General features: G+C 67.6%; 7 protein-coding genes. 4 read left to right on the forward strand and 3 right to left on the reverse strand.

The features are described 5' to 3' along the window. Nucleotides 1-147: 147 nt before the first annotated feature. Nucleotides 148-1,647, reverse strand: coding sequence for a glycosyltransferase 87 family protein (locus AB0M11_RS28400; RefSeq protein ID WP_365710368.1), 1,500 nt, complete (start codon nt 1,645-1,647; stop codon nt 148-150). Nucleotides 1,648-1,776: 129 nt separating this feature from the next. Next, complete coding sequence (locus tag AB0M11_RS28405) at nt 1,777-4,035, reverse strand: transglycosylase domain-containing protein (protein WP_365710370.1); 2,259 nt, start codon at nt 4,033-4,035, stop codon at nt 1,777-1,779. Nucleotides 4,036-4,779: 744 nt separating this feature from the next. On the opposite strand from AB0M11_RS28405, the gene AB0M11_RS28410 reads away from it, so the two are divergent. From AB0M11_RS28410 to AB0M11_RS28420, 3 genes are all read left to right on the forward strand, one after another. Beyond that, a complete protein-coding gene (locus tag AB0M11_RS28410) occupies nt 4,780-5,463 on the forward strand; it encodes a PadR family transcriptional regulator (protein ID WP_365710372.1) in 684 nt (227 codons plus the stop codon). Nucleotides 5,464-5,506: 43 nt separating this feature from the next. Then, nucleotides 5,507-6,589: an inositol-3-phosphate synthase gene (locus AB0M11_RS28415; protein WP_365710374.1), complete on the forward strand. Its 1,083-nt coding sequence runs from the start codon at nt 5,507-5,509 to the stop codon at nt 6,587-6,589. 140 nt (nt 6,590-6,729) lie between these two features. Further along, the gene (locus AB0M11_RS28420) at nt 6,730-8,031 is read left to right on the forward strand and encodes an MFS transporter (protein ID WP_365710376.1); all 1,302 of its coding nucleotides are present in this window, start codon (nt 6,730-6,732) and stop codon (nt 8,029-8,031) included. 91 nt (nt 8,032-8,122) lie between these two features. Here the strand turns inward: AB0M11_RS28420 and AB0M11_RS28425 are convergent, their stop codons facing one another. Then, complete coding sequence (locus tag AB0M11_RS28425) at nt 8,123-9,589, reverse strand: CCA tRNA nucleotidyltransferase (RefSeq protein ID WP_365710378.1); 1,467 nt, start codon at nt 9,587-9,589, stop codon at nt 8,123-8,125. 289 nt (nt 9,590-9,878) lie between these two features. On the opposite strand from AB0M11_RS28425, the gene AB0M11_RS28430 reads away from it, so the two are divergent. Then, the gene (locus AB0M11_RS28430; protein ID WP_365710380.1) at nt 9,879-12,359 is read left to right on the forward strand and encodes a DUF6049 family protein; all 2,481 of its coding nucleotides are present in this window, start codon (nt 9,879-9,881) and stop codon (nt 12,357-12,359) included. Nucleotides 12,360-12,367: the final 8 nt, after the last annotated feature.

Consider the following 12,367-nt stretch of genomic DNA (forward strand, 5'->3'; position numbering starts at 1 on the left):
GCCGCGGGCCGATCAAGGTGTACGACGCCCACCGCGACAGCGGCGGCTGCACCCGCAGCCCCAACGTCCAGGCGGAGCTCTCCGACGCCCCACGCACACGGAGTCCGTGTGCGGCCCTTCCTCACGTCCGAGCCCGGCCGGTTTCGCTCAGAGCGAACCGCCCTCGGGGGAGCGGTTTCCCCATTCCACTTGCGGGCCCTCGAACGAGGTGGCGTGACGCGAAGGACGAGCGGCCGCGCCGAGCACGAACACGTCCTCGGCGCCGTCCAGCACACCGCCCGAGGGATCGTCGTCCCCGGTGCGGCGCACCACGTCCCGCTCGGGCATGAGGATGTCGCGTACGACCATGCCGCACAGGTAGAGCGTGCCCAGCAGGTGCACGGCGATGGCCCAGTGGTAGCCGTCCGTCGGCAGACCCTTGTGCGCGTCTCCGCTGGTCGTGTACGCGAGGTACATCCAGATGCCCAGGAAGTACGCCACCTCGCACGCCTGCCAGATCAGGAAGTCGCGCCACTTCGGGCGGGCGAGGACGGCCAGCGGCACCAGCCACAGCACGTACTGCGGTGAGTAGACCTTGTTGGTGAGGATGAAAGCCGCCACCACCAGGAAGGCGAGCTGGGCGAAGCGGGGCCGGCGCGGGGCGGTGAGCGTCAGGGCGGCGATACCCAGGAAGCAGAGCAGCACCAGGACCGTGGCGGCGGTGTTCACGAAGCCGATGCTGGGCGGGTTGGTCGTGTTCTGCGCCCAGATCAGCCAGAAGGATCCGAAGTCGACGCCACGCTCCTGGCTGAACGTGTAGAACTTCGACCAGCCGTCGAACGCGAAGATCATCACCGGCAGGTTGACGACGAGCCAGGCGGCCACCGCACCGCCGGTGGCGACGAGGAACTCACGCCATTTGCCTGCACGCCAGCACAACAGGAACAGCGGCCCCAGCAGGAACACGGGATACAGCTTGGCAGCCGTGGCAAGCCCCAGGAGGACACCGAAGGCGAGAGGACGGCTCCGGGACCACATCAGCATCGCCGCGGCCGTCAGAGCGACCGCCAGGAGGTCCCAGTTGATGGTGGCGGTCAGAGCGAACGCGGGTGCCAGGGCGACCAGCAGGCCGTCCCAGGGACGTCGGCGGTGGGTTCGGACCACGCACACCGCGATGGCGGCGGCGCACAGCATCAGCATCCCGGCGTTGACGAACCAGTACACCTGCTCCTGGAGCATGATGCTGCCGCTGCCCGGCGTGAGCCATGCGGCCACTTCCATGAACACACCGGTCAGCACCGGGTATTCGAGGTAGTCCATGTCGCCCGGCAGCTTGTCGAAGTACGGCACCAGACCGTCGGCGAAACCGCGCCCCTGGTACAGATGCGGAATGTCCGAGTAGCAGGCGTGGGTGTACTGGGAACTCGCTCCGAAGAACCAGCCGCTGTCGTAGCAGGGCAGCTTCTGCACCATGCCGAGCGCGAACATCCCGACCGCCACGATGACGACCACCCGTAGCGGCGTCCACCACGACGTCCCGAGCAGGGCACGCCGCCCGATGGGGCCGCCGATCAGCTCACTTCCGGCCGCGGCAACCTCGTCTTCCCTGGTCGGCCGCACCGGCTCCGGCTCGCGCACGCCCGCGGGCGTCGTCTCTGCACTGGGCATGGGGCCCATCCTGCCGTACCTCTCTAGGAATACACCGAGGGCCGCCGCACCTCGCAGGGTGCGACGGCCCATGTTTCACGTGAAACAGACTTCGGTGGGTGAAATGGTCAACAACCGGTCAGACCGCGGCTAACCGTTCGTCCCTCCGAAGAAGTTCCCCCCGCCGTTGGCATTGCCTCTGGTGTTGCCTGCTCCGGTGGTGTCCGTGGGTGACGGCGATGACGTCGCACCCGAGGTGTTGCCGCCGGTGGCGCCGGCGTCGGTCGAGCAGGCCCAGGCGAACTGGCAGGTCTCCGTCGCCGAGGGCGACGGGGCGGTGGCCGTCTCGCTGGGGGTGGCGCTCGGCGTCTCGGTGGGCGTCTCGCTCGGTGTGATGTTGACGGTCGGCGTCGGGGAGGGAGCTCCCGCTTCGTCGGCGACCTCGCCGACCTTGGTGGCCTCCGGGAAGCCGGGGTCGCTCTTGCCCTTCAGCGCGGACTTCATGTACTCGGTCCACACCGAGGTCGGGATGTCACCACCGTGGATGGACTCCACGCCGGCGGTGCCGTTCATGGAGAGCAGCTCGGCGTCCTTCGGGTTCTCACGGAACATCGCCACCGACGTGGCCAGCTGCCGGGTGTAGCCGACGAACCAGGCGGACTTGTTGCTGTCGGTGGTACCGGTCTTGCCCGCCGCCGTACGGCCCAGGGCCTTGGCGTTGGTACCCGTACCGTTCTGGATGACGTTCTCCAGCGTGTCCGTGACGTTGTTCGCGATGTTCTCGGGGATCGCGTCGGTCACCTTCGGCTTGCTGAAGCCGGGCAGGTCCTGTCCGTCCTGCTTGACCTCGGTCACCGAGTACGGGTCCGCGTGCTTGCCGGAGGCGGCGAAGGTCGCGTAGGCGTCGGCCATGCGGATCGCGCTCGGTGTCGAGGTACCGAGGGCGAAGGACGGGTTGAGGGTCGCGAAGCTGCTGTCCAGAATGCCGGACCGGCTTGCCACGTCCCTCACGTGCGACATGCCGACGTCCCAGCCGAGCTGGACGAACGGCGTGTTGATCGACTGCTCCATCGCCTTGCGCAGGGTGATGTATCCCCAGCGATAGTTGCTCTCGTTGTTCTGGAAGAACGTCGAGCCGTCCTTGTTCAGGACGGCGGTGCCGTCCTCGTTCATGACCTTGAGATGGTCGTTGCCGTTGTACTTGCTCAGCGGCGACACCCCGACACCGTCGGTCTTGTACGTGCCGTACTGCATGGCGGCGGCCAGGACGAACGGCTTCCACGTCGAACCGACAGGGACGCCGGAGGTGTCGGCGTTGTTGGTGAAGTGGTTGTTCTCGTAGCCCGCACCGCCGTACAGGGCGACGATCGCGCCGTCGTTGGGCACCACCGAGGCGGCGCCGAACTGGACGTACTTGTCCTTGTCCCGGTTCTTCGGATCCAGACGCGCCTTCTGGACCTTCTCCACGGCCGCGCTCAGCGCGTTGACCTTGTCCTTCTGGAACGTCGTGTAGATCTGGAAGCCGCCCTGGTCGAACTGTGCCTCCGTGATGTTGGAGTGTGCCAGGACGTACTTCTTGGCCGTGTCGGCGAGATAGCTGATCTGGCCCGTCATGCCCTTGATCGCCTTGCGGCCCTGGGGCATCGGGTACTTCTTGATGGCTTCCTGGTACTGGGCGTCGGTGAGCCGCTGGTCCTTGTGCATCTCTTCGAGGATCCAGGCCCAGCGGTCGTGCGAGCGCTGGTAGTTGGCCTTCTGGCTGGCCGCGGCGTCGATGTCCGGGTTCCCCGCGGGGTCGTAGTACGTAGCGCCCTTGAGCAGAGCCGCGAGGACCGCGCACTGGCTCGGGCTGAGGTCCTTCGCGTCCACGCCGTAGTAGGTCTGGGCGGCGGCCTGGATGCCGTAAGCGCCACGGCCGAAGTACGAGGTGTTCAGGTAGCCCTGGAGAATCTGCTGCTTGGAGAGCTTCGTGCCCACCTTGATGGAGATGAACATCTCCTTGAACTTCCGCGAGAGCGTCTGGTCCTGGCTGAGGTAGGTGTTCTTGACGAACTGCTGGGTGATCGTCGAACCACCCTGCGTCTCGCCACCCCGGGCCATGTTGACCAGGGCGCGGGCGATACCCATGGGGTCGACGCCCGAGTCCGAGTAGAAGCTCTTGTTCTCCGCCGAGATCACCGCGCTCTGCATGGCCTCGGGGATCTGGTCGATGGTGACGTTCTGCCGGTTCGCGCCCGTGCCCGTGGCCACCATCTGATCGCCGTTGGACCAGTAGTAGACGTTGTTCTGGGACTTGGCCGCGGTGTTCTCACTGGGGATGGTGACCATGGCGTAGCTGACGCCGACCAGCGCCACCAGGCTGCCGAAGAAGGTGATGCACAACCCGGAGACGAGCTTCCAGGACGGCACCCAGCGGCGCCAGCCGAATCTGTTCGCCCGGGGGTAGTCGATCAGGCGCTTCTTGCCGGGCGCCGTCGACGCCCGGCCTCTGCCGCGCCCCGGCCCGGCAGGACCACCCGGACCACGACCATTGTCAGCCGCTCTGCGGCGGCTGTTTCCCGTGCTTCTCTGCGCCGCCCGGCGTGCCTCGGCACGGCTGCCGTACGGACGCTCCTCACCTCCCGAGCCCGTGTCCGACCCATAGGAACTGGACCCATAGGAGTCGGAAAGAGACCCGGTGGTGCCTCTCGGTGCCGCACGGCGGCCGGAGAACGGTTCGGACTGGCCGCGTCGGGCCGCGGCACGTCCGCCTCCCTGCGGCGGCGGCGGTTTGCGACGGTGCTCGCTCATCGAACGATTACTCCTCGGGCAGGCGCACCCGTGGGCGCCTGGAACGGCGGCTGATTTCCGGTCCCCCCGACATACGGATGTGGTCGGTCCTGCATTCACCCGTACGGCACCGGGGACGCGGACGCTCCCCAGGCGTCACTTGGTTCCCGGCGGTGTGCATGCCGCACAGACTACGCACCGCCAAAACCCGCCGAGCCCCGAAGTTCACCCCAAATCAGGCAACTTACCTACTACGAATCGGTGATGTGATCCCGTTCACCGTCACTCCTCTTGTCCCACGAGAGAGGCCGATCTATCGTCATGATGTATCGAGTCGATACATCAGAGCGAGATACGCGAAGCCACGGACGAGGGGAGGCGACGATGAGCCGGCGCTCCGGCATCCTTGAGTTCGCCGTTCTCGGCCTGCTCCGCGAGTCCCCGATGCACGGCTATGAGCTGCGGAAACGCCTCAACACGTCGCTGGGCGTCTTCCGTGCGTTCAGCTACGGGACGCTCTACCCCTGCCTCAAGACGCTGGTCGCCAACGGCTGGTTGATCGAGGAGCCGGGGAACACCGCCGAGGACGCTCTCGCCACGCCGCTCGCCGGCCGCCGCGCGAAAATCGTCTACCGGTTGACGGCCGAGGGTAAGGAGCACTTCGAGGAGCTCCTGTCCCAGACCGGCCCCGACGCGTACGAGGACGAGCACTTCGCGGCGCGGTTCGCCTTCTTCGGACAGACCTCGCGCGATGTGCGCATGCGCGTGCTGGAGGGCCGCCGCAGCCGGCTGGAGGAACGCCTGGAGAAGATGCGCGCCTCGCTGACGCGCACCAGGGAACGCCTCGACGATTACACGCTTGAGCTCCAGCGCCACGGGATGGAGTCCGTGGAGCGCGAAGTGCGCTGGCTGAACGAGCTCATCGAGAGCGAGCGGGCCGGACGGGACCTGAAGGGTCCCGCTTCCGGGGGGTCCGCTCAGCAGAACACCACCAATGGAGCGCCGGGCGTCCTGCCCCGGTCCGGGGATTCCCTCGGACCGGATACGTCCGACGACACCGCCACGTGAGTCCCGTTCGGGGCCTCACTCGTACACACAGGGAGCAACCGGAATGGGTTCGGTTCGCGTAGCCGTCGTCGGCGTGGGCAACTGCGCCGCGTCGCTGGTGCAGGGAGTCGAGTACTACAAGGACGCCGATCCGGCGTCCAAGGTCCCCGGCCTGATGCACGTGCAGTTCGGCGAGTACCACGTCAAGGACATCGAGTTCGTCGCCGCGTTCGACGTGGACGCCAAGAAGGTCGGCCTCGACCTGGCTGACGCCATCGGCGCCTCCGAGAACAACACCATCAAGATCTGCGACGTCCCCCACACCGGCCTGACCGTCCAGCGCGGCCACACCCTCGACGGTCTCGGTAAGTACTACCGCCAGACCATCGAGGAGTCCGAGGCCGAGCCGGTCGACGTCGTCCAGATCCTCAAGGACAAGCAGGTCGACGTCCTGGTCTGCTACCTGCCTGTCGGCTCCGAGGACGCGGCGAAGTTCTACGCCCAGTGCGCCATCGACGCCAAGGTCGCCTTCGTCAATGCCCTCCCGGTCTTCATCGCCGGCACCAAGGAATGGGCGGACAAGTTCACCGAGGCCGGTGTCCCGATCGTCGGTGACGACATCAAGTCGCAGGTCGGCGCCACCATCACGCACCGCGTCATGGCGAAGCTGTTCGAGGACCGCGGCGTCATCCTGGACCGCACGATGCAGCTGAACGTCGGCGGCAACATGGACTTCAAGAACATGCTGGAGCGCGAGCGCCTGGAGTCCAAGAAGATCTCCAAGACCCAGGCGGTGACCTCCCAGATCCCCGACCGGGACCTCGGCGAGAAGAACGTCCACATCGGCCCGTCCGACTACGTCGCCTGGCTCGACGACCGCAAGTGGGCGTATGTCCGCCTGGAAGGCCGCGCCTTCGGTGATGTCCCGCTGAACCTGGAGTACAAGCTCGAGGTCTGGGACTCCCCGAACTCCGCCGGTGTCATCATCGACGCCCTGCGCGCCGCGAAGATCGCCAAGGACCGCGGCATCGGCGGCCCGATCCTCTCGGCGTCCAGCTACTTCATGAAGTCCCCGCCGGTCCAGTACTTCGACGACGAGGCCCGCGAGAACGTGGAGAAGTTCATCCGCGGCGACGTCGAGCGCTGACCCGGCACCCCGCCGGACACTGAAGCTCCAGCCGCTCAAGCTCGCAAAAAAACGCTCCTGCCAGGGCTCAAAGGGTCCCCGGGTCATCCGATCCGGGGACCCTTCTCCTGTGCGCGGCCCCATATGTGAGGCTGTGGCCCATGCCCGTCGTCCGCGACCTGCGTGTCCTGCTGCGCCTGCGGAACTTCCGCCGCCTGCTCGTCATACGTCTGCTCTCCCAGGGGGCCGACGGCGTCTACCAGATAGCCCTCGCCGCCTACGTCGTCTTCTCCCCGGAGAAGCAGACCTCGCCGGCCGCTATCGCCTCAGCCATGGCCGTCCTGCTCCTCCCGTACTCCCTCGTGGGTCCGTTCGCCGGTGTCCTGCTGGATCGCTGGCGCCGACGCCAGGTCTTCCTCCACGGCAATCTGCTGCGCGCGCTGCTGGCCGCGGCCACCGCTGTTCTCATGGTCAGCCACGTCGCCGACTGGCTCTTCTACGCCTCCGCCCTGTGTGTCACGGCGGTCAACCGCTTCGTCCTCTCCGGTCTCTCCGCCGCACTGCCCCGGGTGGTCGACGAGGACCGCCTGGTGCTCGCCAACTCGCTCTCTCCGACGGCCGGCACCCTGGCCGCTACCGCCGGAGGCGGCCTCGCCTTCGCTGTACGGCTGGTCGCCTCGGATTCCGATGCCGCGGTGGTACTGCTGGGCGCCACGTTGTACGTGTGCGCGGCCCTCGCCGCCCTGACCATGGCCCCCGACCTCCTCGGTCCGGATCGCCATCCCACTCGGCCGAGTCTCGGCATGGCCGTGATCAGCACAGCACGCGAACTGGCGGAGGCGATCCGGCACCTCGCCGCACCTCGGCGCCGCGAGGCGGCCTGGGCGCTGATGAGCATGACCGCGATGCGCTTCTGCTATGGCGCGCTGCTTGTCCTGGTACTGATGCTGTGCCGGTATGCCCTCGCCTCCGACCCTGCCGAGGGACTCGGACTGCTGGGTCTGGCCTTAGGGGTCTCCGGCGCGGGCTTCTTCGCCGCCGCCGTGGTGACGCCGTGGACCGCTGGGCGTTTCGGCCCAGGCCGCTGGATCGCCGTGTGCGCCACGTCCGCCGCGGTGCTGGAGCCCGTTCTGGGGCTGGCGTTCACGACCGTGCCCATGCTCCTGGCAGCCTTCATCCTGGGACTCATCACCCAGGGCGCGAAGATCGCCACGGACACCATCGTGCAGTCATCCGTCGATGACGCGTTCCGCGGCCGGATCTTCTCCGTATACGACGTCCTGTTCAACATCGCCTTTGTCGGGGCCGCCGCCGTCGCCGCGCTGATGCTCCCGCCGGACGGCCGCTCCGCGACTCTCGTGATCACGGTCGCCTTGGTCTACGCAGTGGTCGCCGGCGCCATGACCCGCTTTGAGCGTGTGGAGCGACTACAGCGCCATCGCGCAACGCCGTGCAGCGACTAAGGGAGAAGGGCGATGTTTCACGTGAAACATCGCCCCATGCCGGATCACCGGCGGGTCACGTTTCACGTGAAACATGACCCGCTCCACACTTTCAGCTCTGCTCGGCCCACCACTCCTTGAGCGCGGCCACCGCGGCGTCGTGTTCCATCGGCCCGTTCTCCAGCCGCAGCTCCAGCAGGTGCTTGTAGGCCTTACCGACCTCCGGGCCCGGGCGGATACCAAGAATCTCCATGATCTGGTTGCCGTCGAGGTCCGGACGGATCGCGTCGAGCTCCTCCCGCTCGTGCAGTTCGGCGATGCGCTCCTCCAGGCCGTCGTAGGCACGGGAGAGCGCCGCGGCCTTCCGCTTGTTGCGGGTGGTGCAGTCGGACCGGGTCAGCTTGTGCAGTCGCTCCAGCAGCGGGCCCGCGTCCCGCACATAGCGGCGGACCGCCGAGTCCGTCCACTCCCCAGTGCCGTAGCCGTGGAAGCGCAGATGAAGCTCGACCAGCTGGGAGACGTCCTTCACCAGCTCGTTGGAGTACTTCAACGCCGTCATGCGCTTCTTGGTCATCTTCGCTCCCACCACCTCGTGGTGGTGGAACGAGACCCGGCCGTCGCTCTCGAAGCGGCGAGTGCGCGGCTTGCCGATGTCGTGCAGCAGTGCGGCCAGACGGAGGGTGAGGTCGGGACCGGTCTCCTCAAGGGCCATGGCCTGTTCCAGGACGATCAGCGTGTGGTCGTAGACATCCTTGTGCCGGTGGTGTTCGTCGTTCTCCAGGCGCAGTGCGGGCAGCTCGGGCAGGACATGGCCGGCGAGGCCGGTGTCGACGAGCAGAGTCAGCCCTTTACGGGGGTGGGCCGAGAGGATCAGCTTGTTCAGTTCGTCCCGGATCCGCTCAGCCGAGACGATCTCCAGACGTCCGGCCATGTCCTTCATCGCCGCGACGACCTCGGGAGCCACCTCGAAGTCGAGCTGCGCGGCGAAGCGGGCGGCCCGCATCATCCGCAGCGGGTCGTCCGAGAAGGAGTCCTCAGGCGTCCCGGGGGTACGGAGCACTCGCCGCGCCAGGTCTTCGAGACCGCCGTGCGGGTCGATGAACTCCTTCTCCGGCAACGCGACCGCCATCGCGTTGACCGTGAAGTCACGGCGGACGAGGTCCTCCTCGATCGACTCTCCGTACGACACCTCAGGCTTGCGCGAAGTGCGGTCGTAGGCCTCGGACCGATAGGTGGTCACCTCGATCTGAAAATGCCTGACGCCGTCTCCGACCCTGGCCTCCTTCTGCACGCCGACGGTGCCGAAGGCGATCCCGACTTCCCAGACGGCGTCCGCCCAAGGCCGGACGATCTTCAGGACGTCCTCGGGGCGGGCGTCGGTCGTGAAGTCCAGGTCGTTGCCGAGCCGGCCCAGCAGCGCATCCCGCACCGAGCCGCCGACCAGGGCAAGCGAGAACCCGGCCTCCTGGAATCGACGGGCGAGGTCATCGGCGACGGGCGCCACCCGCAGCAGTTCGCTCACCGCGCGCTGCTGCGCCTGGCTCAGGGCAGAGGGAGTGTCTTCATTGGCGTTCGGCACAACAGAACAGGGTACGTGCCCCCGACGGTCCGAAGCGCCGCGATATTCCGGCGGTGCCCCCGGCGGGGGCCTCCACGGAGAGCGTGGGACATCTCACTCCGTACCCTCTGCAAGCGGATCGTTCGCTGCTTAACGCAGTCTCCAGGAGATACTGGGATACAGGGGACGGTCCGATGTGCGCTACCGATCTTGTGAAGCGGACCGCGGCACTTCCGTTCAGCGCACCTCGTTACCATGCGTGGACGCACATTCCGACGACCACTGACGACGACGAGGGACGGACGAGCGCGTGGCCGAGGCGGCAGACTTCCAGGGGACGCCCTCACCTGCCCGCCGCTGGCTGCGGCGCACCGGGGCACTGCTCGCGGGCGCGCCCCTGCTGGCCGGGATGGTGCAGCTGACCGCTGCGGCACCGGCTCAGGCGGCCGGCTCGAACACCGTGGCCGTCGCCCTCGACTCCCTGAGTCCCAGCGCCCCCGGTGACGGGGACACGCTGACGGTCTCCGGCACGGTGACCAACAACGGCAAGCAGGCCGTCACCGACGCTCACGTGGACCTGCGGGTGGGCGCCCTGCTCAGCACGCGGTCCGAGATCGACACGGCCGCCCGGCACTCCGACGACCTCCAGGCGAGCCTGGGCACCGAGGTGGGCGACAAGTACACCGAGGACTTCGCCTCGCTCACCCCGGGAGTCGCCGAGCATTTCACCATCTCCGTGCCGGTCGACAAACTCGACCTCGGCCAGGACGGCGTGTACCAGTTCGGTGTCTCGCTGTCCGGCAAGACGTCCACGCAGCAGTGGGACCAGGTCCTCGGCATCCAGCGGACCTTCCTGCCATGGCAGTCCTCCGAGGCCGACACAAAGACGAAGACGACGTATCTGTGGCCGCTGATCTCCACTGTCCATGTGACGGCGAAGACCGGTGCGGGCGAGTTGCAGACCCCCGTTTTCGAGAACGACGCCCTCGCCGACGAGATCTCGCCCGGCGGCCGCCTGGCCCAGATGGTGGCGCTCGGCAAGGACCTGGACGTCACCTGGGTGATCGACCCGGATCTGCTGGCCTCCGTGGACGCGATGACCGGCAACTACCGGATCCAGGGCACTGACGGCACGACCACGGTGGGCACCCATCAGGCGGTCGCCAAGCAGTTCCTGGCCGATCTGCAGGACGCGGTGGCGGACAAGGAAGTGGTGGCTCTCCCCTTCGCCGACCCGGACCTGGCCTCCCTCGCCCACAACGGCACCAGCGTGACCGGCTCGCTGAGCCACCTCAAGGACGCCACCGACGTCGCCACCACCACGGTGGAGACCGTGCTCCATGTCACACCGAGCACTGATTTCGCGTGGCCCGTGGACGGCGCCGTCGACCCCTCGATCATCAAGGTCGCCACGTCGGCGGGTGCCGACAAGGTGATCGCCCGCAGCGACAGCCTCCAGGAGACCGGCGGGCTGAGCTACACGCCTTCGGCGGCGCGCCCGATCGGCGGCGGCACGACGGCCGTGGTCGCCGACGCACGGATGTCCACGGCCTTCGAGGGCGACCTGACCCACGCCGACGCGGCCACTCTCGCCGTGCAGCAGTTCCTCGCCCAGAGCCTGGAGCTGAACGCCCAGACGGACAAACAACGCAGCATCGTCGTCGCGCCGCAGCGGATGCCGTCGGCCAGCCAGGCCCAGGCGATGGCGGTGGCGATCACGACCCTGCAGGACAGCAACTGGTCGCAGTCCCAGGACCTCGCGGCAGCCGCCAAGGCCAAGCCCGACCCCGGCGCGACCACGAGGATCCCCTCGTCTGCCGCGTACCCGTCCTCACTGCGCAAGCAGGAGCTGCCCCGGACGGCCTTCGAGCAGATCGCCCGCACCCAGGACAAGCTCGACAACTTCCAGGTCATCCTCACCGACGAGTCCCGCGTGGTGACCCCCTTCGGGCGGGCCATAAACCGTGAGATGTCCACGTCGTGGCGGGGCCACGGCAGTGAGACGGACAGCTTCCGCACGAGCGTGGAGTCCTGGCTCGACGACCTCATCGGCCAGGTCAAGCTGATCGACAAGTCCGAGACCAAGCTCTCCGGCCGCAGTGCCACCATCCCGGTCACCGTCCAGAACAACCTGGTCCAAGGCGTCGACCACCTCGTCCTGCGGCTCACCTCGACCATGCCGACCCGGCTGGAGATCGGCGGCAAGCCCTACTACGAGCAGCCTGTCGAGGTCTCCGGCGGCCACAGCCAGTCCGTGAAGTTCTCCACCTCGGCCAATGCCAACGGCCGGGTGGAGGTCACCGCCCAGCTGTACACCGAGGACGGCCAGGAGTACGGCGCGCCTGTCAGGTTCGACGTGAAGGTCACCGAGGTCACACCGACGGTGATGCTGGTCATCGGCGGCGGTGTGCTGCTGCTGGTGCTCGCCGGCTTCCGGATGTACACCCAGCGCAAGCGGGCGGCCGCCCGGCGGGCCGAGGAGGACGACGGCCCCGACGAGACGGACGAGGAGACCCCGGACGCTCCCGGCAGCCCCGAGGCTCCGGACGCCGCCGAGACGCCTGCGGACCCCGAGAAGCCCGGTGCCCAGGAGACTCCCCGCGCTCAGGAGAGCAACAGCTCAGAGGGTGCCGACGGGCCGGGGAACCCCACTGCCCATGAGGGTCGTCTCCCGAAGGAGTCCGTCGCCCGGTCCCGGGCAGACGACCCGGAGCAGCCGAGTGACCCGACACCGGACACCCCTTCGGAAAACGCCGACCCGTCCGAGACGGGTGAGAGAGTGGACCGTTGAGCGATGTC

This window comes from Streptomyces sp. NPDC051987, from assembly GCF_040680735.1.
In the GTDB taxonomy this organism is placed as follows: Bacteria; Actinomycetota; Actinomycetes; order Streptomycetales; family Streptomycetaceae; genus Streptomyces.

Excerpts from the sequence above, each read along its gene's own strand:
- AB0M11_RS28400 (WP_365710368.1), bottom strand. The coding sequence starts at position 1,647 with ATGCCCAGTGCAGAGACGACGCCCGCGGGCGTGCGCGAGCCGGAGCCG.
- AB0M11_RS28410 (WP_365710372.1), top strand. The coding sequence starts at position 4,780 with ATGAGCCGGCGCTCCGGCATCCTTGAGTTCGCCGTTCTCGGCCTGCTC.
- AB0M11_RS28420 (WP_365710376.1), top strand. The coding sequence starts at position 6,730 with ATGCCCGTCGTCCGCGACCTGCGTGTCCTGCTGCGCCTGCGGAACTTC.
- AB0M11_RS28415 (WP_365710374.1), top strand. The coding sequence starts at position 5,507 with ATGGGTTCGGTTCGCGTAGCCGTCGTCGGCGTGGGCAACTGCGCCGCG.